The sequence below is a fragment of the Limnohabitans sp. genome, from assembly GCF_044373035.1.
Lineage (GTDB): Bacteria > Pseudomonadota > Gammaproteobacteria > Burkholderiales > Burkholderiaceae_C > Limnohabitans_A.
In genome coordinates, this window is record NZ_JBILQU010000004.1 from 1 (window position 1) to 21204 (window position 21204).

24 protein-coding genes are annotated in these 21204 nt (G+C 56.0%); 12 read left to right on the plus strand and 12 right to left on the minus strand.

Going from position 1 to position 21204, the window contains the following annotated elements; translation table 11 throughout:
* Nucleotides 1-600: DUF2889 domain-containing protein (locus tag ACIQ47_RS01140; RefSeq protein WP_396436431.1), on the minus strand; the 600-nt coding region annotated here is incomplete at its 3' end.
* Between the two features lie 21 nt (nt 601-621).
* Here ACIQ47_RS01140 and ACIQ47_RS01145 point away from each other — a divergent pair.
* Nucleotides 622-2193 carry an acyl-CoA synthetase gene (locus ACIQ47_RS01145; RefSeq protein ID WP_396436432.1) on the plus strand — a complete coding sequence of 524 codons (1572 nt, stop codon included), beginning with the start codon at nt 622-624 and terminating at the stop codon, nt 2191-2193.
* Nucleotides 2194-2223: 30 nt separating this feature from the next.
* Here the strand turns inward: ACIQ47_RS01145 and ACIQ47_RS01150 are convergent, their stop codons facing one another.
* The 11 genes from ACIQ47_RS01150 to ACIQ47_RS01200 form a co-directional block, all read right to left on the minus strand.
* Nucleotides 2224-2613: a nuclear transport factor 2 family protein gene (locus ACIQ47_RS01150; protein WP_396436433.1), complete on the minus strand. Its 390-nt coding sequence runs from the start codon at nt 2611-2613 to the stop codon at nt 2224-2226.
* The gene (locus ACIQ47_RS01155; RefSeq protein WP_396436434.1) at nt 2610-3449 is read right to left on the minus strand and encodes a phytanoyl-CoA dioxygenase family protein; all 840 of its coding nucleotides are present in this window, start codon (nt 3447-3449) and stop codon (nt 2610-2612) included. The genes ACIQ47_RS01150 and ACIQ47_RS01155 overlap by 4 nt, the downstream gene beginning before the upstream one ends.
* Nucleotides 3446-4249: an aspartate/glutamate racemase family protein gene (locus ACIQ47_RS01160; RefSeq protein ID WP_396436435.1), complete on the minus strand. Its 804-nt coding sequence runs from the start codon at nt 4247-4249 to the stop codon at nt 3446-3448. Before ACIQ47_RS01160 ends, ACIQ47_RS01155 begins: the two co-directional genes overlap by 4 nt.
* The gene (locus ACIQ47_RS01165) at nt 4239-4919 is read right to left on the minus strand and encodes a cysteine hydrolase family protein (RefSeq protein WP_396436436.1); all 681 of its coding nucleotides are present in this window, start codon (nt 4917-4919) and stop codon (nt 4239-4241) included. Before ACIQ47_RS01165 ends, ACIQ47_RS01160 begins: the two co-directional genes overlap by 11 nt.
* Nucleotides 4916-5881: a polysaccharide deacetylase family protein gene (locus tag ACIQ47_RS01170; RefSeq protein WP_396436437.1), complete on the minus strand. Its 966-nt coding sequence runs from the start codon at nt 5879-5881 to the stop codon at nt 4916-4918. Before ACIQ47_RS01170 ends, ACIQ47_RS01165 begins: the two co-directional genes overlap by 4 nt.
* A gap of 10 nt (nt 5882-5891) precedes the next feature.
* On the minus strand, nt 5892-6455 hold the full coding sequence (locus ACIQ47_RS01175; RefSeq protein WP_396436438.1) for a hypothetical protein: 564 nt from the start codon (nt 6453-6455) through the stop codon (nt 5892-5894).
* A gap of 25 nt (nt 6456-6480) precedes the next feature.
* Nucleotides 6481-7425, minus strand: coding sequence for a polysaccharide deacetylase family protein (locus ACIQ47_RS01180; RefSeq protein WP_396436439.1), 945 nt, complete (start codon nt 7423-7425; stop codon nt 6481-6483).
* Complete coding sequence (locus tag ACIQ47_RS01185) at nt 7422-8336, minus strand: polysaccharide deacetylase family protein (RefSeq protein ID WP_396436440.1); 915 nt, start codon at nt 8334-8336, stop codon at nt 7422-7424. The genes ACIQ47_RS01180 and ACIQ47_RS01185 overlap by 4 nt, the downstream gene beginning before the upstream one ends.
* Nucleotides 8333-9076 (minus strand): isochorismatase family protein, encoded by a 744-nt coding sequence (locus tag ACIQ47_RS01190; protein ID WP_396436441.1) that lies wholly within the window; start codon nt 9074-9076, stop codon nt 8333-8335. Before ACIQ47_RS01190 ends, ACIQ47_RS01185 begins: the two co-directional genes overlap by 4 nt.
* Nucleotides 9077-9156: 80 nt before the next feature.
* The gene (locus tag ACIQ47_RS01195) at nt 9157-10512 is read right to left on the minus strand and encodes an MmgE/PrpD family protein (protein ID WP_396436442.1); all 1356 of its coding nucleotides are present in this window, start codon (nt 10510-10512) and stop codon (nt 9157-9159) included.
* A 1-nt stretch (nt 10513) separates the two neighbouring features.
* Nucleotides 10514-11398 (minus strand): hypothetical protein, encoded by an 885-nt coding sequence (locus ACIQ47_RS01200; RefSeq protein WP_396436443.1) that lies wholly within the window; start codon nt 11396-11398, stop codon nt 10514-10516.
* 104 nt (nt 11399-11502) lie between these two features.
* Between ACIQ47_RS01200 and ACIQ47_RS01205 the strand changes: the two genes are divergently transcribed.
* The 11 genes from ACIQ47_RS01205 to ACIQ47_RS01255 all read left to right on the plus strand — a co-directional run bounded on the left by ACIQ47_RS01205 (nt 11503) and on the right by ACIQ47_RS01255 (nt 21186).
* On the plus strand, nt 11503-12720 hold the full coding sequence (locus ACIQ47_RS01205; RefSeq protein ID WP_396436444.1) for an ABC transporter substrate-binding protein: 1218 nt from the start codon (nt 11503-11505) through the stop codon (nt 12718-12720).
* Between the two features lie 92 nt (nt 12721-12812).
* A complete protein-coding gene (locus tag ACIQ47_RS01210; protein ID WP_396436445.1) occupies nt 12813-13682 on the plus strand; it encodes a branched-chain amino acid ABC transporter permease in 870 nt (289 codons plus the stop codon).
* Nucleotides 13679-14653, plus strand: coding sequence for a branched-chain amino acid ABC transporter permease (locus ACIQ47_RS01215; protein WP_396436446.1), 975 nt, complete (start codon nt 13679-13681; stop codon nt 14651-14653). The genes ACIQ47_RS01210 and ACIQ47_RS01215 overlap by 4 nt, the downstream gene beginning before the upstream one ends.
* The gene (locus ACIQ47_RS01220) at nt 14653-15396 is read left to right on the plus strand and encodes an ABC transporter ATP-binding protein (protein ID WP_396436447.1); all 744 of its coding nucleotides are present in this window, start codon (nt 14653-14655) and stop codon (nt 15394-15396) included. The genes ACIQ47_RS01215 and ACIQ47_RS01220 overlap by 1 nt, the downstream gene beginning before the upstream one ends.
* Entirely contained in the window at nt 15389-16090 is a 702-nt protein-coding gene (locus tag ACIQ47_RS01225; RefSeq protein WP_396436448.1) for an ABC transporter ATP-binding protein, read from the plus strand. The genes ACIQ47_RS01220 and ACIQ47_RS01225 overlap by 8 nt, the downstream gene beginning before the upstream one ends.
* A 4-nt stretch (nt 16091-16094) precedes the next feature.
* The gene (locus ACIQ47_RS01230; RefSeq protein ID WP_396436449.1) at nt 16095-16865 is read left to right on the plus strand and encodes an SDR family NAD(P)-dependent oxidoreductase; all 771 of its coding nucleotides are present in this window, start codon (nt 16095-16097) and stop codon (nt 16863-16865) included.
* A gap of 7 nt (nt 16866-16872) precedes the next feature.
* Nucleotides 16873-17184 carry a DUF4387 domain-containing protein gene (locus ACIQ47_RS01235; RefSeq protein ID WP_396436450.1) on the plus strand — a complete coding sequence of 104 codons (312 nt, stop codon included), beginning with the start codon at nt 16873-16875 and terminating at the stop codon, nt 17182-17184.
* 149 nt (nt 17185-17333) lie between these two features.
* Entirely contained in the window at nt 17334-18581 is a 1248-nt protein-coding gene (locus ACIQ47_RS01240) for a hypothetical protein (protein WP_396436451.1), read from the plus strand.
* 18 nt (nt 18582-18599) lie between these two features.
* Nucleotides 18600-19379, plus strand: coding sequence for a GntR family transcriptional regulator (locus ACIQ47_RS01245; RefSeq protein ID WP_396436452.1), 780 nt, complete (start codon nt 18600-18602; stop codon nt 19377-19379).
* A 35-nt stretch (nt 19380-19414) separates the two neighbouring features.
* Nucleotides 19415-20698, plus strand: coding sequence for a 3-isopropylmalate dehydratase large subunit (locus ACIQ47_RS01250; protein WP_396436453.1), 1284 nt, complete (start codon nt 19415-19417; stop codon nt 20696-20698).
* Nucleotides 20695-21186, plus strand: coding sequence for a 3-isopropylmalate dehydratase (locus tag ACIQ47_RS01255; protein WP_396436454.1), 492 nt, complete (start codon nt 20695-20697; stop codon nt 21184-21186). The genes ACIQ47_RS01250 and ACIQ47_RS01255 overlap by 4 nt, the downstream gene beginning before the upstream one ends.
* Nucleotides 21187-21204 lie beyond the last annotated feature (18 nt).

A 21204-nucleotide genomic window follows, 5' to 3' on the forward strand; every position in this document is an offset into this window, starting at 1 on the left:
CTTCGGCTTGAAAAACATCGGATAAGCCCTTTGCACCGTCGGGCTGTCATGGGCCCAGCTGTGGCATTGGCCCAGAAAATAGGGCGCCTGGGTCATTTCGGGGTGAGGCTGGCCCGTCAGTTCGCGGCGCTGCCATTGGCCTGAAGGCAGGGTTTGGTAAGCGGCCGTGGCCATGTTGAACAGCATTTCGCGCAGGTGGGTGCAGCCGTCGGTGCCGCCCACATGTTGGTTGATGACCTTGCGCCAGCCCGGGCCCATGGTGCAGCCGATGAGCTTGTGCATGTTGTGTGGCGCGCCGGTGCATTCGGTGTGCGGGATGTTGTCCATCGAGGTGGCAATGTCCTGGATGACCATCTGGTCGTTGAGCGTCACGCGAATTTTCAGGCCGTGGATCGGCTCATCGCCTGGGAAAAGCCGTTCGTTGGGCACCTGAAAGCTGAAGGTCTTGACGTCGGTCAGCTCGGCTTCGATGTCCCACAGACCGTCTTCGCGGTCATAGCCTTGGTACACCACGGTTCGCGTATGTGACAGTTTTCGGGGGGAGGGGGGTGGAAGTGCCAATGGAATTCTCGCGGGTCTGGTGTTCAATGCTCCGATCATATCGATGCAGGAGCCTTGAACATGTCGCACGCTGTCATCACCGCTATTCACCCTGTCGTTCGCCGCCAGACCATTGCCGATGCCCTGCGCCGCACCGCGATCCGCTTGCCCGACAAAACCGGCATTGTGTGCGGTGCCACCACCTGGACCTATGCCCAGTTCGATGCGCTGGTCTCGCGCCTGGCCGCAGGCCTGGCCAGTATCGGCGTGGCCGAGGGCGACAAGGTGGCCGTGCTGGCGCGCAACTCGCACGGTTTTGCGGCGCTGCGCTTTGCGCTGGCCCGCCGCGGTGCGGTCATGGTGCCGATCAACTTCATGCTCAAGGCCGAAGAAGTCGCTTACATCTTGCGGCATGCAGTCGCCAAAACCTTGGCCACCGACAGTGGCTTGGCCGAGCTGGCGCAGGCGGCCAGCAAACTGGACACGCAGGTACAGCAATTCATCTGGCTGCCTTCCGAAGACCCGAGCCAGCCTGTGGCGGGCATGCACAGCTTTGACACATTGGCCGCCTGCCCCGATGCGTTGCCCGATGTGCGTTTGGGCAGCTACGACGTGGCGCAGATCGTCTACACCAGCGGCACCGAGTCCTCGCCCAAAGGCGCGCAGCTCACGCACGACGCTGTGATGTGGCAATACGTCAGCTGCGTGATCGACGCCGAAATCGCCGAGGCTGATGTGGCCCTGCACGCGTTGCCGCTGTACCACTGCGCCCAGCTCGATGTGTTTTTTGGCCCAGCCATTTACATGGGCAGCTCCAACGTCATCACGTCCAAGCCCACGCCCGACAACCTGCTGCCGATGATCGAAAAATTCGGCATCACCAGCTTCTTTGCGCCGCCCACGGTGTGGATTGCGCTGCTGCGCTCACCCCTCATGGACGCGGACAAACTGTCCAAGCTGGCCAAGGGCTACTACGGGGCGTCCATCATGCCGGTCGAGGTGCTCAAAGAGTTGGCCTCGCGCCTGCCCAAGGTGCGCTTGTGGAACTTGTACGGCCAAACCGAAATCGCGCCCTTGGCCACGCTGCTCGGCCCAGACGACCAACTGCGCAAACTGGGTTCATGCGGCAAGGCGGTGCGCAACGTCGAAACCCGTGTGGTGAACGACGACATGCAGGACGTGGCCGTGGGCGAAGTGGGCGAAATCGTCCACCGCTCGCCGCATTTGATGCTGGGCTATTTTCACGACGATGAGCGCACCAAATCAGCGTTCGAGGGCGATTGGTTCCACAGCGGTGACTTGGGCACCATCGACGAGGAGGGCTACATCTCTGTGGTGGACCGCAAGAAGGACATGATCAAGTCCGGTGGCGAAAACGTGGCCAGCCGAGAAGTGGAAGAAATGATTTACCGCTTGCCGCAAGTCAGCGAGGTGGCGGTGATCGGTTTGCCTGACCCCAAGTGGGTGGAGGCCGTGACGGCGGTGGTGGTGGTCAAGGCCGGGCAGACGCTGGACGAGGCCACCGTGATCGCGCACTGCGCCCAGCACATGGCCGGTTTCAAGGCGCCTAAGCGCGTGGTCTTCACCGACACACTGCCCAAGAACCCGAGCGGCAAACTGCTCAAGCGGGATTTGCGGGTGCGCTACGCCTGAGGTGGTTCAAAGCACATGCACTTGGCCTGATCAGGCCAATGAGTTGTCGCCACTCATGTAGACCTGCACGGCATCAAACCGGGTGCCACTGACGCTGAAAAAATTGCAGTTGTTTTTGACACGCAAGCTGCCATCCAGCAGTGTGTTCTCAACCCGGAACTGGCTGGCGACGCGCGCGGGGGCTTGAATGACGTGGTCAAAATTCCCGTGCCAGACACGGCTGTAGCGACTGTTGAGACGCTCGAACATGCTTCGAATGCCAGTGTCTCGTCCTTGATAAATCGTATTGAAGGTGGCGATGGTGAAGGTGGCATCTGGCTCGAAACAGGCCAGCGTCCCATCGAGGTCCATTCGGTCAACCGATGCAAAATAATGCTCGACCAGAGCCACCAGTTGAGCTGAATCCAGTGATGTACTCATACGGCTACCTGTTTGGAGGGGGAAGAAAATCCGGCGTCTTGCAAGGATCTGAAAAGAGCCAGCGCTTGTTTGTGCTCTTCAAGGGCTTGCGAAGAAAGCGCCTGTTTCAATCGCTGCTCAGCCAGAAAATGGCCATGGTCTTGGCCTCGGACACACAAGGCGGACGGTCGAACCGGACCGGTGGGTTTGAGGTGAGCCGGGATATAACTGATGGCAAATCCCAATCGGCGGTCATCGCTGCCATTGGCGCCAGAAGCATGCACAAGGTCTGTGTGATGCAAGGACATTTGACCCGCCATCACGGGCATGGGGACCCCAGTTTCATGGTCGAACCGATCACTGATCCCCTGCCCGCGCCGAATCATGTTCATGGGCTCAGGTTTGTCGTCGTGTTCAAAGGAGCCCCATTGGTGACTGCCTGGCAGCGCCCTCATGCAACCGGCTTGTTCGGTGGCGTCTGACAATGCCACCCAGGCAGTGATGTGCAGATGAGGGTCAAGATAAAAGTAGGTGCTGTCTTGGTGCCATCGTACGTAAGCCGGCGTGTGGGCCTCTTTCAAAAAAAGGGTCGAGTGGTAAACCAAAATGTCAGGGCCAATCACGTCTTCGACAGCATCCAGTATGCGAGGGTGGTGGACCAACTGATCGGCCCAATCAAACAGAAGGTAAGACTTCGATTTTTCTGGAAAATCGATCGGTCCACCCCGAGCCTGCTCCCATGCTTGGAGCTCTGAACGGTAGCGGGTCACTTCGGCTGGTGTGAGCACATCGATCGGAAACAAAAAACCATCCTGCTCGTAGCGCTGGACTTGTTCGGAATTGAGTAAGCGTGTCATGTGGATCCTTTGACATGGGTTTGGGCCGCATCCAACATGCAGCCGAGCATGTTCAGGCGGTCGTGCATGGGCTTGGGAAAGCCCACACGGCTGTGCGTCAACCTTAGCCCCAGGGCTGCTTCGGCCATTTTGTAGCTGAGTGGTCCAGGGTTGATGATGGGGACAGGCAATCGGGACTGCAGATACGCATGCGATTGGTGCATGGTGGTCGAGCCCAAAATGATCACCTCGGCACCATCATGCTCAATGGCCTTGAGCGCGGCAGCTTCCAGCAAAGGAAAAACGTCTTCCTCTTTACCGGACAACAGATTTTGGTTATCAGGGGATACTTCGATGGCCCGAACAGAGGCACATTTGTGGTGGAGACCGAGCTCGTCGAGGGCTTTCTTGTAGAGCGGTTTCCATCGACTGGCCATGGTCAAAAACGAAAACCGGTCACCCAGCATGAGCGCTGTCAGCACCGATACCTTGCCGGGGCCAAACACCGGGATGTCCAGCACCGAGCGCAAAGCAGCCACCCCTGAGTCGCTCATGGTGTCGATGCAGACGGCGTCAAAACCTTCTGCCTGTGCGCGGCAACCGGCTTCGAAGTTGGCCACATCCGCCAAAACAAAATCGTGATGGCTGGCGTAATTGACGGGACCGGCTTTGACGGGTCGGTATTCAAAGTGGATGTGGGGCCCCAAGGACAAGCTGGCCAATTGCGCCTGTCGCAACAACAGGTTCTCTGCTGACATGGCGAACGGAACAATCACCAGAACCCGCCACGTAGGCTCGGGTGCTGCAGTCTCATTGACCATGGGGGTTCTCCAATTCATTCAAAACATGTTGGGTGCTGCTGACACGACCAAAGAGGCGTTGAAAATTGCGCAAAGTGACCAGGTGCAAATCTTCGTGCGTGGTGCCGCAAGCATCTTCAACCAGGGTCACCAGGTAACCTCGGTCGGCAGCTTCCCGAGCCGTCGTTTCGACACACATGTTGGTCGAGACGCCGGTGAGGTAAATTTGCTCGCACTGAAGTGCGCGCAGCAAGCTGTCGATGTTGGTCGATGCGAAAGCGCCAATGGTGGTTTTTCTCAGGACATGTTCACCTGACAAGGGTTTCAATTCATCCAAGATCTCGTGCTCGCGGCTGCCGACGAAGTTGCGAAACTCGACAAACAATTTGCGCATGTGCGGTGGCGCATCCAAGGCATCGGGATGGGCTGCGCCAATGGTGACATGCAAGATGGGTCGACCCAGGGCGCGAAAATGGTCTCTCAAGCGCAATGAATTGGGAACGACGAGGGATTCAATGCGGTCAAAACGGTAGTTGCCAATCGTTGAGCCTTCGGCTTGAAGTTTTCGCCCCAAAGCGCCATGGCGTGATCCCGTGGCGTATTGCAAGTCAATCATGACCAAGGCCGCCGAGCCCGGCTTGATCGGGCGATCGGGCATGTAGGCGCGGATGTAGTCGGTGGACGGGTTCATGGCTTGATTCTTTCGGTCAATGGCGTTCGTGGAGGTTCTGCAAGCAGGACGGATTGTTCGCGGTAACTGTCCACGATTTGGCTGCCAGTGGCGCACCACACCCCGCTGTGTCCCAGGATGTAGGTCAGTGCACGGGCGAGGTGTTCAATGCGATGGGGTTGGCCCATGATGAACGGGTGGACGGCGATGTTCATCACACGTCCGCCCTCGGCATACAGGGTGTCAAATTCATCGCAGATTTTTTGTGCAAAAGCCTCGGCTTCCATGCCCCTACGCCAAGCGATGCTGTCGTTGATTTCCATGCTGTAAGGCAAGGACAGCAATGAACCACGGCGGACCCTGATGGGGGTGGGCTGATCGTCATGGTAGAGGTCGCACAGGTAGTCCATGCCCGACTCGGCCACCAAGTCGGGGGTCAGGAGCGTGTTCGATGCCGCAGGAGAAAACCAGCCACGCAGACTTTTTCCGGTGATTCGGCGGTGAATGATCTGACACGCTTCAATGGCGTCCCGTTCTTCTTGCTCGCTCATGCCCCAGTGGTAGCGGGTGTTGAACATGCCATGCGACATGAATTCCCAATGGCGCTTGAGCATGGCCTCGGCAATGTCGGGGTACATGTCCAAAACCGCCATGGACAGAGACACGGTGCAGGGCAAATTGAACCGGTCGAACACCTCCATCAATCGCCAAACGCCAACCCGGTTGCCATAGTCGCGCAGACCGTATCCAAGAATATCGGGGTGTGGAACCCTTGGCCATGGGTTTCGAACACGCACCTGTTCCGGCAAGTATTCGTAGTGCTCAATGTTGGGCGCAACCCAAAGGGCCAGGCGAGCGCCTTCAGGCCATTGAAGGGCTGGACGAGTGGGGATGGCTGAATAGGCAATCCGATCCTGCATGGCCACCTCCATGGCGTGTGCAGCCAATTCGCCAGAGTCCAGCATTGGGAGGTGCCCCGTCATTTGCGCATTCTCAGCGACGTTGGGCCTGGGTTTCAGCCAAATCATTCCAGACGTCTTGGCGCTGGATCAAGCCGTCCACAATTTCAAAACGGTCAACGAAACGGATGCCCTCAAAAGGCGTGCCGTCCAGCCAGATGCCGTGCAAAGTGCCAAAGCAATAGACCACACAGGATTCATCGCCCCAGGATTCGTCAAATTTCTCATAGTTTTTGCCGACCTGTTGGTACCTGCCGTGGGCCCATGACACCAACTCTTCGAGTTTGTGCATGACAGGACTTGCAGGAAATCGCATGCTGAAATCAGGTGTCAGCAGCAGCGCCGCATCCGCAAGCTGTCGGTTTTGCATGCGCTGTAGAAAATCCCGCACCAGCGCACAAGCATCGACACGTGCAGCGCCGCCGCCACTGAACACACGACCATCGCGTTGGTAGGTGCTGGCTTGGTGAACAAAAACAGTCGTGCCCGCAGAAGAGGCCGCGATCACAGATCGGGCTGCCTGCGCTACGCGATTGACCAGGCGCTGCTCGGTTTCCGGGCTGTAGCCCGGCAGTAAGGTGATGGAGATGACGGGCATGGGTGCGCTCCAATGGCCAGAGGGTTCAGGTCGCAGACGAAGCTTGGGCTGCGCTGGTCTTCCATGCATCCAGGATGTCGTTGCCGGTGGCCGCCCAAACCCCAGGGTGACTCATGATGTGGGTCAGTGCCTCTTCCAGCGCCCTGATTCGGTAAGGTTGACCAATCACCCAAGGGTGCAGGGAAATGGCCATGACGCGACCGTTATCGCTGCTCGATTCACGGTAAAGCCCGTCGAATTGATCGATCAACTGGTCCCTGAAGTCGTCTTCGGTATGGTGGTTTTGAACCAGAATGGTGTGGTCGTCCATGTCAATCGGGTGCGGCATGGCCATCAGCTCACCTGCACGTGTGTGCATGGCATAGGGCATGTCGTCATTGACCCAGTCGCAAACGTAGTCGAGACCGGCTTCCTTTAACAAGTCAAGCGTGTGGTGTGATTCTGATTTGGCAGGGGAAAGCCAGCCACGGATGCGTTGACCGCTGATGCGCTGGAGCACATCCAGGGAGTGGGTGATCCACTGCCGCTCATCGGCTTCGGCGAGTCCACCATGGTGGATGTGGTCCATGTCCATGCCATTGGCGATGATTTCCCAGCCGCGTTGTAAACAAGACTGGATCAGCGACGGGTAGCGTTGGGCCACGGCGGCATTGATGGCAACCGAAGCGGGTATGGCATGTTTTTCCAAAGCTTGCATGATGCGAAAGATGCCAACCCGATTGCCGTAATCTCGCAAGGTGTAATGGCGAAAATCAGGATAGGCCGTTTGCATCGCCCCTGGGGGCTTGAAGGGCAATCCTTTCATGTTGAGGGGAAACCACTCGAGAGCCGGTATCACCCAAAGTGCCAAACGAGCACCCTGGGGCCAACGCACTGGGGGGCGTTGCGGCAACATGGACCAAGCGTACCGGTCATGGTCCATGCCATAACGACGCAAAGGGTAATCGAGGTAATCGTCGGGCAAACTCATGCGGCTTCTCCCACGGTCTGTGCCGCCGCCGTGAATTCGGCGTGGTAATGCGTGTTGAAGTGGCACGCGATTTCCCTGCCAGTGGCCAGCCAAACCTTGTCATGGCCCGTGATGTAAGACAGGGCCTCTTCAAAGGCCGCCATCCGATAGGGTTGACCAATCAAATAGGGGTGAAGTGGTATGCACATCACCGTTCCCGATTTTTCGCCCTCAGCATAGAGCCGGTCAAACTGGCGTTTGAGGATGTCTGCGTAGCGACGCGGTGAAACCAGATTGACGTTGTAGACGATGGTGTCGTTCATTTCCAGCGAATAGGGGATGCTGGTCAATCGCCCCTGCTTGACTTTCACGGGGCCGGGTTGGTCATCGTGAAACAGGTCGCAAACATAGGTCAGACCCATTTCAGCCACCAAGTCCATGGTTCTGTCGGTATAGGTCAGAGCGGGGGCCAGCCAACCGTCGAGTTTTTGGTCCGTGTGTTTTTTGATCGTGTCGATGGAATCTTGGATGACGGCGCGCTCTTGCGCTTCGGTCATTCCCATGAGATAGCGGGTGTTGTATGTGCCGTGAGAATAAAACTCCCAACCATTTTCAGCACAAGCAGCAATCACCTCGGGGTGGTGTTCACACACGGCCACGTTGAGCGACACACTGCCACGCATGTTGCAGCGTTTCATGGCGTCGAGCATGCGCCAAAATCCCACGCGATTGCCGTAGTCGCGGTACGAGAAATTTTGAACGTCGGGTGAGGGGCGAGCCCATGGCGCACGAGCAGGATTGCGTGGTGGATCGAGCTCGTAGTATTCGATGTTGGGGGCGACCCAAAATGCCACTCGGGCACCACCGGGCCAGCTTATTTTGGGCCGCTGGTCGTAGGGCAAGTAGTCATAAAAACCTGGATCTCTTTTCACGCCCGTGCTCCCGCAGCTGGGGCCAATTGACGCAAGCCTTCCAGGGTTTCCTTGACCGAAATGACGTCCGCGTATTTCAAGGCCATGTCGTACAAGTTGGAAAAGTGAGGGGATTCATGTTTGTCGGCAACACACTCTTCCGGCACGATGGTGCGAAAACTGCGTTGCAGGCTGTCCACCACAGTGGCCCGAACACAACCAGAGGTCGAACCTCCTGTGACGACAACCGTGTCCACACCATGGAAGGTGAAGATCGAGCCCAGGTTGGTTTCGAAAAAAACCGACGCCATTCGTTTGTTGATGATGATGTCGCGTTCGCGATCAATCTTCAGGCGGTCGTCAAACTCTGCACGGCGACTGCCAACCTTGATGTTTTGCAGGGAATCCGGAGTGTTGGAGCGGGTCCCCCAGACGCCGCAATCTTCGCCGGAAGGCATGTAGGCCACATAAGTCCATACCACAGGAAACCCTTTGGACCTGAATTCGGCAGCCAACTCATTGACATGGTCCAGTTGGTGAGGATCGGTTTCATAGGCGGTGGCAAATTCGCCAACGCATGTGTAGGCTTTTTGCAAATCGATGTTGATCAAGGCGGGCATGCGACCGAAACCAAAACGTTTGCGGGTCGGAGCGGCCTTGATGTCGGCGAAAAGCTGTCGAGCTGTCTTGTCGGAAGTTTGCATTTTAAAAAAACTTTCAGTGTGTGGTCGGTGATGATCGGTCGTGATCAGGTGCGGCAAGCATGCAGGATCGACCTCTGACAAATGGTGCATGCATCGATTTGTCCTGTCAATAGAACATTTGACAGTGAAGCGCTGGTTCAATGCTTTGGTGGCGCTTTGACAAGGTCTAACCAGTGCGCCAATTTGAGCTTGCCGGTGCAAAGCTGGTGGGAGGCCTGCAAAACCTGTTGGGCGTGGTCTTCGGACCATACGCGACCCGTCAAATCGAGGAATTTATGCGTCAACTCCTCTTCGCTGTAAGGCGATGCATCATCGCCCCGGTTGACGCCAGCTTCCCCGGTCCATTGACGGCCATCGATGTCGGTGATCACCACACGAGCGGGGCGTTCGTTGGGCAATCGGCGTGACATGTCAGGGTCTTCCGAGATTTCAACCTTTTGGGCCAGGGCCAAGACCCGAGGGTCTCGCACGGCTTCCCAGGTAAAGCTCGAAAGTGCACTGCTTTGGTGAACAATGCGCGTGGCCACAGCAAAGGGGACAGAAAATTTGGCAGCCAAAGTATTGCGTGGCGCAGGATCGTTGAGTTCGGCGGCCAGGTGGTAGGTGGTCACTTGAATGCGTGCGATGCGATCGGCCTCGGGCAAAGGGATTTGTGCTGCCATCGCGTCCAGCGCATCCAGTGTGCCGTGGTTGTAACGGCAGCAAGAATGCAATTTGAAGTAGTTGTGCATCAAATGCCAGTCGCTGCCCAAGTCGCGCAGCAAGATATTCACGTCAAATTTTTCGGAGACGATTTCACCAAACAACGAGCTCAAGCCATCTCGCTCTCCAGTGAAACCGCAGGCGACCAGTTGAGAAGCCAAAACACCATTTCGGTTGCTCAGGCCCGCGTAAACGTTGCGTACCAGACCCCCTTCGAGCATGGTGCGCTTGGAGGTGGCGGTGGTCAGGGAGGAGCTGACGTTGATGGTTTCCTTCATGCTGGAGGGATCTGAACCCAGCACGCGTGCGCAAGCGGCTGCCGCCCCAATGGTGCCCCAAGTGCCGTGGGGATGCATGGCGCCACGCAATTGGGAGGCTGCACCAATGCGAGAGCCCACTTCGTAACCCACCACCAGGGCCGACAGAAAGCGCTCCGCATCCACCCCCTGCATCTCGCTCAAAGACAGCGCAGCGGGCAGCACGTGAATGGCCGGGTGACCTCTGGAGAACCGGTTTCCCTCGTCCATTTCCAAAAATGTGCCTGCTGTGCCGTTGAGCAGGGCGGCTGCTTCGGCATGAACTTGCCGACCTGTTCCAATGAGTGTTGCACCACTGCCAAAGCCCATGGCTGCATTGAGCCGTTGCATCTCTGGTTCTGCGGAGCCTGCCACGATGGATGCCAGAGTATCGGCAAGCACCCAGCCCGTGTGGGCTTGAACTTCAAGGGGTAAATCTGCGTAGTTCAGGTTTGAGGCGAAATGACTGAGTTGGTCAAGTTCTTCGGTTTTCATGTCAGGCATTCTGTTGGAAGTTGTGAAAGATGTCGGCTGGCTGGGTCCAGTTCACATCCGGCCGTGTGTGCATGTCAGCAAGCAACTGACGAAGTGAGCCTATGCGGCTGGACATGCCACAGACCCAAGGATGCAGCGTGAGGCCAAATACAAGTTGGCGTTGCTGTTCAATGGCCTCCAAGCGAAGCCTGTCAAAGGCACTCAAAGCAAGCCGGGCGTGGCTGCGAGGATCGAGGTTCCTTAACCATTGGCTCTGGACGTCATCCCATTCGGCGCCAAGCGGTATGGCGGTGATGCCCGGTTGTGTGTTGAGCATGTAAGGTTGATCGTCATTGGTCCAATCGAGGGTGTAACGAATGCCAGCTTGCGCCAGTAACTTGTAGGTTTCCACGGTGGTCCCCCAATCCTGACTCAGCCAACCCAGAGGTTTGTGTCCCGTGCACGACACGATGGTGTTCAACGAATGCTCGATGATTTCGGCTTGTTGCTCGAGTCGGAATCCCGAATGCATCAGGACGGAGGCCGATTCAGCGTGACCGATCCACTCGCAGCCCCATTCGTTGAGGGTTTCGACCAGTTGCGGGAGTCTCTGAACGGCCACTGAATTGGCTGCGATGGCAGGACGTATGCCCCTTGCTTTCAAGGCGTCCAGCACTCTGAAAATTCCGATGCGCAAACCGTATTCGCGTTGTGTCCAGCTCCTGTAATCCGGGGTAAAACTTCCGAATTCGCCGACGAAGCGGGGGTCGCGAAGGCTGTCCACGGGGGGAAGTGCTACCCAGTGCTCCAGGCACAACACCACAAAAGCTTGAAGTCGGGCCGATGTGCCTGTTGGCTCTTGAGGGCGCTTGGGCAAAGCCGAATAGCCGTAGTGAGAGTGGTCCATTTGTGCAAAGGGGCTTGACAGCCCAACTGAGTCAATACATAGTCTAGCCCAATTGTTCTATTTTAAGAACAATTAAACTCCATTCTATTTTTCGAGGACACCTCATGACTTCCGAAAACCGCATTTCCCGTCGACTGGTGCTGCAAGCTGGTGCAGCCACTTCTGTTCTGGGCGCTCCAGCCCTGCTGCTTGCGCAACCCAAACCCATCAAAATTGGTTTGGTTCACCCTGTTAGCGGAGGCTTGGCTTACAGTGGTGGTCAAGGACGCTTGGGTTGCGTCATGGCCATTGACGCCATCAACGCAGCCGGCGGTATCAAGTCCATGGGCGGCGCCAAGTTGGAGGCAGCGCTGGGTGACTCGCAGTCGCGCCCTGAAGTTGGTGTTGCCGAAGTGGAGCGCCTGCACCAAGAAGGTGTTTCTGCTTACATTGGCTGCTTCTCCAGCGCCATTGCCTTACCTGCAACGCAGGCTGCAGCCAAATACAACACACCTTTCCTGATTGACGTTGGCGTGTCCGACTTGATCGTCAATCGTGGATTGAAAAACGTGTTTCGCTTGGCCCCTGGCTTTGGCAAATGCGCCGACGATGCCGTCTTGGCGCTGGGTGAAGTCAACAAAGCGGCTGGTGGTGTTGCCAAGACTGCGGTCCTGGTTCATGAGGAGTCTGAATTCGGCACCGGCACTGCCAAGTTGTTGGCAGGAAAGCTGCCATCCATCAACATTCAGGTCGCGGAAGTCATCAAGCATGCCAACCCAACCCGTGATTTCTCCAACGTGGCACTGCGCATCAAGGGTCTCAAGCCCGATTTGGTGATCATGAGCAACTACCAAAATGAATATGTGTTGTTGGCCCGTACCATGCACCAACAAAAAGTTGAGGTTGCTGCGATGTTCAGCGTGTTGGGTGGCGGCTTCAACTACAGGCTTGTCAAAGAGCAGCCACAAGTGGCTCAGCACATGATGGACTTCAACCATTGGTTCAATCCGCGCAGTGCGCAGGCCATGGAGATGAAGAAAAAAGTTGAAGCGACCGGAAACCTCTTCACGTTTGAGGTGTATTGCGGCTGGAATTCGGTGATGTTGTATGCCGACGCTTTGGAGCGAGCCAAGTCTGCTGACAAGGAAAAAGCGATTGCAGCACTCGAGAGCAGCACTTGGTCAAACCACTTCATGCCCTACGGCGAGACCAAATTCGTCAACGGCCAAAACACCGGTGGCCGTGCCGCATTGCTGCAAGCCACTGCCACCGACATTGAGGTGGTATGGCCCAACCAGTTTGCATCGGTCAAACCCGTCTACCCACGCCCCAAAATGGGGTAAACCCTTAGCCATTTTTAACTGGCAGTTTTCATTGGGGCCCGCTTGTCAAGGCGGGCCTCGGGATGACTGCGACCTAACTTAGGGGTACTGATTTGGACTTGACAATTTTAGGTGCGGCTGCAATCAACGGCCTCCTCATTGGGGGTATTTACACCCTGGTGGCTTCAGGATTGACCTTGATCTACGGTGTCTTGCACATCATCAATTTTGCGCATGGCAGCATGTTGATGTTGGCCATGTTTGGTGTTTATTACCTGTTGATCAAGCTGGGCATCGATCCCTATGTTTCGCTTTTGATCATGGTTCCGGTGATGTACCTTTTTGGTTTTTGGTTGTACAAATTATTGATCGGAAGACTGGCTCAAGGCAAAGACGAGAACATTCTTTTGATCACTTTGGGCTTGTCCATCCTGATCGAGAACTTGGCCTTGATGTTTTTCAAGGGCGACACGCGAACCATCTCCGTGCCCTACTCAGACGTGATGGTCGAGTTAGGACCCACACTGGTTTCGCTGCCCAAGATCATTTCCTTTGGCGCGGCCATGGTCTTGTGCGCACTTCTGGGGCTTTTCATACAGCGCACGGACACCGGCAGAGCCATTCGGGCTGTGGCCAAGGAGCGAGTGGGCGCTCGTCTGGTGGGCATCAACGTGGACCGTGTCTTTGCCATCTCTTATGGTATCGGCCTGGCCACCCTAGGTGCTGCAGCCTGCCTGTTGATGCCAATTTTCTATGTGTCACCCACCACCGGTCATATCTTTGTCATGGTGGCCTTTACCGTGGTGGTCTTGGGCGGGATGGGTAGCTTCTTGGGAGCGATTGTGGGCGGTCTGATTGTCGGCTTAACGGAGTCCTTTGGCGGTTTGTTCCTTGGAGAAAGTCTTGGGCAAATCGGCATTTCGCTGATTTTCATCCTGATTTTGCTCTTCCGACCTTCTGGACTTTTTGGAGCCAAGCGATGACTGACAGTTCGCGTTCCATCGGATGGCCCTTGCATCTGAGTCTGTTGGCTCTGGCGGTGGTCTTCCCATTCGTTTTTTCGACACCCTTCATGGTGAATTTTGGCGTACTTGCTTTGTTCTATGCCTTCATCGGACAGTCTTGGAACATTGCCGGGGGCTTTGCTGGGCAACTGTCTTTCGGACACGTTGTCTTCTTTGGTGCCGGTGCATATGCCTCAACAATATTGCAATTGCGCTTTGGCATGAACCCTTGGCTCGGGTTGCCCGCCAGCGCAATTGCCGGAGGTATTGTTGGCGGCATCATCGGGTTCCTTTCTTTTCGTGCCGGCCTCAAAGGCTCTTACTTCGCTCTGATCACTCTGGCATTTGCAGAGGTGTTGCGAATTTTGGTCAATTCAGTGGAGTTCACCGGTGGTGGTTTGGGCTTGCTGATTCCTGCCAAGATCGGCGCAGATAACTTCCAGTTTTCAGAACGCATTGGTTTTTATTTCGTCATTCTTTCCCTGACTGTGTTGTCGGTGGCCATTGCAGTCTGGCTCAAGCATTCCCGTTTTGGCGCGCAGTTGGCAGCGATTCGTGAAAACGAAGATGCGGCCATGGCCCTGGGCATCAATGTCTTCAACGAGAAGGTCAAGGTCATGGTCCTGTCTGGTGCCCTGTGTGGCATTGGGGGCAGTTTCTTTGCGCAATATTTTCTCTACATCGATCCCACCATCGTTTTTGGTGTGGACAAATCGGTCGAGATGTTGCTGGTGAGCATGATCGGTGGTGCAGGCACGGTTTACGGACCACTGATTGGTGCGGTTTTGTTGGCTGGCGTCAGTGATGCCACCCGTGTGCTGACCAACGTTCAAGGCTTGTCCTTGGTGCTGTATGGCTCCTTGCTGGTCATCATCATTGCCTTTTTGCCAAACGGTTTGATTGACTTGTTCAAACGCATTGGCCAGCGCATCAAACAAAGGGGCCAGTGATGCTCAAGGTGACCGGATTAACCAAAATTTTTGGCGGCCTCAAAGCGGTTGATGACGCCTCATTGGAAGTCGCTGAAGGGCGCATCGTCGCCTTGATTGGCCCCAATGGAGCGGGAAAGACGACGCTTTTCGCTTGCATAGCGGGCTTCCAATCCATCAATGCAGGTCGCGTCGAGTTTTCCGGGAATGACATCACAGCTCGGCCTGTTCACGAAATTGCACGACAGGGGATGGTGCGCACATTTCAAATTACCCAGCCTTTTGCCAAACTCACGGTGCATGAAAACATCGCGGTGGGTGCCTACCAAGAGTACATCGACCGCGATGAGGCTTGGGAGCACGCCCGGCGTATTGCTGATCAGGTGGGCATGGGGCAGATTCTGGATCAGCCCGCCGCAGACTTGACCGTGGCTGGACGCAAGCGACTGGAGTTGGCTCGGACTTTGGCCACAGGCCCCAAGCTGTTGTTGCTGGACGAGGTCATGGCGGGATTGAATCCATCGGAAATCATCGACATCATCGACATCATCCAGAAGATCCGCGCCAGTGGTGTCACGGTGCTGTTGATCGAGCACGTGATGCAGGCTGTGATGAGTTTGTCCGAGCACATCTATGTGTTGTCGTACGGCAAGATCATCGCCAACGGTGCACCCCACGAAGTGGTCAATGACCCTGCGGTGATTGAGGCGTATTTGGGACGTGGCGCCGCTGAGCAGATGGCGAAGGAGGCAAATCATGCTTGAGATTCGTGCGCTGCATGCTGGTTATGGCAAGGTTGAAATTTTGCGCGGCATCGATCTGGATGTGGGCCAAGGCGAGATCGTGGCGGTACTTGGCAGTAATGGTGTCGGCAAGTCCACGCTCAACAACAACATCTCTGCGCTTTACACGCCGTTTGCAGGTTCTATCCGATTCAGAGGTCAGGAATTGGTGGGCAAAAGCTCGTCTGACATTGTCAAACTGGGCGTGATCCACGTGCCTGAAGGGCGTCGCATATTTCCCAACCTGAATGTGCTGGAAAACCTTGAACTGGGCAGTCTTGTCCGGGGCAAGGCCAACCGTCAAAAAAATCTTGAAAAAGTGGTTGCCATTTTTCCGCGTCTGAAGGAGCGTTTCAGCCAACTGGCGGGCACTTTGTCCGGTGGAGAGCAACAAATGCTCGCCATTGGTCGAGGGCTGATGTCTGAACCAGATCTGTTGATCATGGATGAGCCCTCTTTGGGCTTGTCACCGTTGTTGGTTGAAGAGATGTTTGCTCTTATTCAGAAGATCAATCAAGAAGGCCAGTCCATTTTGTTGATGGAGCAAAACGCCGTGCAAACACTGGCCATTGCACACCGGGCCTACATCATTGAAAACGGCGCGGTGGCCATGAAGGGTAAAGCGGCCGATTTGGCTCGCGACCCCGATTTGCGAAAAAACTACTTGGGACTTTGAACACATGACTTTGTCGAAGGCTACTTTGTCTGGGGAGCTTCTGGGTCGCCGTGTGTTGATCACTGGTGCTGGGTCTGGCATTGGGTTGGCCACTGTGCAGGTGCTGCAGCAGCAGGGCGCCAAAGTGGCGGCCGTGGTGCAGACCGAGGCGCAACGCCAAGGTTTGCTGGAACACCTGCCAGCCGAAGCCGTTTTTATACGTGACCTGTTGGATGATGAGTCCACCGCTGCTTTACCTGGCCAGGTGTCTCAGACTTTGGGTGGCCTTGACGGCTTGGTGGCCTGTGCCGGTATTTTTTTCAAAAAAGGATCTGACGACACCCGTTTGGATGAATGGCGTCAAACTTTGGATCTCAACTTGACGGCAACATTCGTATTGACCCGTTCTGCCTTGGCTGTGATGCGTCAAGAACAGTCCGCAGACGCCAGCGTGGTCGTCATCAGCAGTCAGATCGGTTTGGTGGGGCATGCCAAGGGAGCGGCATATGCTGCCTCCAAAGCGGGTCTCAATGGCATGGTCAAATCGTTGGCGCTGGAATGGGCGAGCATGGGTTTGCGCATCAATGCAGTGGGTCCTGGCCCCATCGAAACACCCATGGTGGCCAACACCATGGCCGACCCCATAGCCTTGGCGGCCATGCAAGCGAGCATTCCCATGGGCCGGTTGGGGCAAGCGCACGAGGTGGCTGAACTGGTGAGTTTCCTGTTGTCACGCAGGGCTTCGTTTGTCACAGGTCAGATCGTTTGTGCCGATGGTGGTTTTACCGCCCGTTGAATTGAACATGCCCGCTGTTGCCTTGACCGATTTGGTCCATGTCATTCGCAGTAAAAATGCGGGGCCCACTTTGTTGACACTCGATTTGTTTTTTCGGGATCGCCATGGTTACGATTGCGCCATCCAAAGTCCACAATTGTCGACGGCCTCGGTGGCCCATTTGTATGGCTGCGCCCCAGCCCGCATGAGCCGTTATGACATGGCTGATTTGTGCGCCATCAAGTTCACTTTGCCACGTAAAGTGTGTGCGGGCTCACCTGGGGATGGTGATGTCTACGGCGCTCAGCAGCATGGACCATTGTTGGGGGTCATGCTTTGATGCACGCCACAGTAAGACTGCTGAGTCGTCACCGTGTGGGACATGAGCCCTTGAGAATTCTGGCCGCTTCGGGCCAGCTTGGATTTGGAATTCCGCAGGCGTCATTTGAACGCGGTATGGCCCGACAGCCGCATGTGGTTGGCTGTGACATGGGCTCCATCGATCCTGGCCCTTACTACCTGGGGTCAGGTGAAATGGCGGCGCCGATGACCATGGTCAAGCGTGATTTGGCGCTGGTTTTGACCGCCAGCCTGAATGCGGGTGTGCCATTGATCATCGGTTCTGCCGGAACGGCCGGTGCGCGACCTCACTTGGAGGCCACCGTGGCGGTGTTGCGCGAGATCGCTTGCGAAAAAGGTTTGTCATTTCGACTCGTCACTGTGAAGAGTGATTTGCATGCGGAAATGGTCTTGACCAGCTTGAACAAGGGCGAGTTGGAGCCGATTGGACCGATGCCAGAGCCATCTGCAGATGATGTGATCAACTGCCAACACATTGTGGGTCAATGTGGCACAGAAACACTGGCGAGGGCGCTGGCACTTGACCCGGATGTTGTGCTCGCTGGGCGTGCGTGCGACACCGCCATTTTTTCAGTATTCCCGGAATTACTGGGTTATCCGGTGGGCTTGTCTTTGCACATGGCCAAAGTTATAGAGTGCACATCCTTGTGTTGCCAGCCCGGCGGACGTGATGCGATGCTGGCCACACTGGATGCGGATGGGTTCACGCTCGAAAGCATGAATCCAGCGTGTCATGCCACGCCCGCTTCGGTTGCAGCGCATGCCTTGTACGAGCAAGCCAATCCCTACGAAGTCGAAGAGCCCGGAGGAACCTTGCGCTTGCACGGAGCGCGGTATGAAGCTGTGGATGCGCACCGAACCCGCGTCAGGGGTGCCGAGTTTGTGCCACGTGAAAACCCCACCTTGAAAATTGAAGGGGCTGCTTACGTCGGCAGCCGTGTGGTGTTGATCGCTGGCGTTGCCGATCCAGGTCTTTTGACTTGTTTGCCCGAAGCGCTTGCTGCCGTTGAGGAAAAGGTGCGCACCCTCTTGCCCGGCGATTGGCGTGTTGTGCCGCACATTTATGGGCAGGGTGCTGTTCGAACATTGCCGCCAGAGCAGTTCAGCAGCCATGAGGCCGGGTTGGTGATTGAGTTCCTTGCACATGATGCGGACATGGCCATGACTGTGGCGTCTGTTTTTAAACAAAATTTGTTGCATCACGCGTTTCCACAGCGGCTGACGACAGCAGGCAATTTGGCGTTTTGTTTCACCCCCCCTGAACTGGCTGGACGCGAGGCCTATCGGTTTGTTCTCTACCATGTGATGCACAACGCCCCTTTGGATCAAATCTTTCAAGTCGAAGCCCAGTCCATTGCGCCAGCATGGATTCAATGAGTTCCTATGGTTACTTCTTTGCCTTTAACCAAATACCATCAGATTTATCTGGTGTTGCGTGAACAACTGGACGAGGGGCGCTTCGCACTGGGTCTGCCGAGTGAGTTGGCGTTGACCCAACAGTTTGGCGTAGGTCGTGTGACGGTGCGCCGCGCTCTTGAACTTCTTGCAGAAGATGGTTTGATTGTGCGCGAGGCTGGGCGAGGCACGAGGCCCGCCACCCGCAAAGAACTGGGGGCCCGCCAGTCAAATGAGTTGACACTGGGACATCCCTCCACCAAATTGACGGGTCTGCTGAAAAACATCGTGAGTGTGAGTCGGGGCACCACCGTCAAAGTGCTGGACTGGCGAGTGATTCAGGCTTCGGACAGTTTGGCCTTGACCTTGCAGGTGGCACCGGGTTCAAAGATACGCAAGGCAGCGCGTCGACGCAGCACGCAGGAGGGACCTGTATCGCACATCACCACCTATTGTCCGGAATCGATCGTCAAGGGCATAGTTCAGCGTGACTTGATACAAAAGCCCATTTTGCAATTGCTGGAAGAGTCAGGCATTGAACTGGGTCGTGCGATGCAAACAGTTTCAGCCAGGCAGGCAGATGCTCAAGTGGCGCAGGAGCTCGAGGTGGCTGTGGGTACGGCATTGTTGTCGGTTCGCCGCTTGGTTTTTGATGCCGCCGATCGCCCTGTCCTCTTGTTGCATGGCTTGTACCGTCCCGATCGCTACGAATACCAAATGGAGTTGTCGCAAGTGGGTGGCATTGACGCCCGCATTGTGGCCAAGGAAATCCGTGCCTGAAAACCTCCTATTACCCCAATCACATGGACAGTGACATGACAACGCAAACGCCCATCCCCCAAACCTTGGCGCAAAAGTTGATTGCTCAAGCGTCGTGTCGATCTCACGTGGCCGTGGGAGACATCATCAGCTGTAAAGTGGACTTGGCCATGTTTCACGACTCATCGGGACCCAGGCGGCTGAAACCGATGCTGGAAGAGCTGGGGGCCGAAATTTGGGACAAATCACGGGTGGTTCTTGTCATGGACCATTACGTGCCCGAGCAAGATGAGGACTCGCGCCGCATCATACGCATAGCCCGTGAGTGGGCCCTGGATCAGAAGCTGCCGCATGTGTATGACAGCCAGGGTATTTGCCATGTCGTGTTGCCACAAAAGGGACATTTGCGTCCGGGCATGTTCTGTGTCGGCGGAGATTCACACTCCCCGACCGGCGGAGCATTTGGCACTTACATGTTCGGTATTGGGAGCACCGAAATGCTGGGTGTTGTGGTGACAGGTGAGATATGGGTCCGTGTTCCGCAGACGATGCGCATGTGGTGGGATGGTCGACTGCCCGTGGGTTTGACGGCCAAAGACATGATGCTCCACATGATTGGTCAATTTGGCATGAATGGCGGAGACTATCAAGCGGTTGAATTTTGTGGTCCAGCGGTGCAGGCCTTGTCCATGCAAGAGCGCATGACGATGTCCAACATGAGCGCTGAAATGGGTGCACAAGTGGGGTTAATAGCACCCGATGAAGTGACGCAAGATTGGCTTGTGAAAAACGGCGTGTCAAAAGATGACATCCACCTTGGGCATTGGCGCACCGATGACGAAGCCTATGCCCTGGTCCACCGATTCAATGCTGCCGATCTGGCGCCCCAGGTGGCCGCACCCCACAGTCCAGCCAACACCCATGCAGTCAACGAATTCCAAAACGTCGCAGTACAGGTGGCCTACATCGGTGCGTGTACGGGGGCCAAGCTCGACGATTTGCGTGCGGCAGCCCAAATTTTCAAAGGCAAGCGGGTTGCTCAGGGTGTGCGGCTGATGGTGGCACCCGCCAGTTTGGCGGACCAAAGCCAAGCAGAAAATGAAGGGGTGATGTCGGTGTTGCGCGATGCCGGAGCCGAAGTCCTGCCCACAGCCTGTGGGGCTTGCTCAGGCTATGGTGGCAGTATTCCGGATGGTGCCAATGTGATTGCCACAACGGCTCGGAATTTCAAGGGGCGCATGGGTTCGGCCACGGCGCAGGTTTATCTTGCTTCGCCCTATACCGTAGCGGCATCCGCTTTGCGCGGTTTCATCAGCGATCCAAGAGAGGCATTGGCATGATCACATCCCACCGAGTCTGGATTTTGGGTGCGGACATCGACACCGATGCACTGGCACCTGGGGCTTACATGAAGTTGGGGATTGAGGGTATTGCACCCCATTGCCTTGAAGCGGTTCGATCTGAATTTGCAAGAGAGGCCCTAAGGGGCGATGTGATTGTGGCTGGTCCAAATTTTGGCATTGGTTCTTCGCGTGAGCAGGCTGCTGGCGCACTCGTTCATCTGGGCATCAGGGCCGTCATTGCACCTTCTTTCAGTGGACTTTTCTTTCGCAATGCGTTCAATTTGGGGTTGCTTCTTTTGACCTGCCGTGACACATCGGCTTTCAAGGATTTGCAGTCCCTCGGGCTGGATCTGGAGACCTTGACTCTCACGGCCCCTGATGGATCGCGCATCTCATGCGACCCCATTCCTGATTTTCTTCTGAACATGGTCGAGGCCGGAGGCCTCATGAATCAACTTCGTCAGCGCATCAAAAGGCCATCATGAACATGCAGACCACTGCCC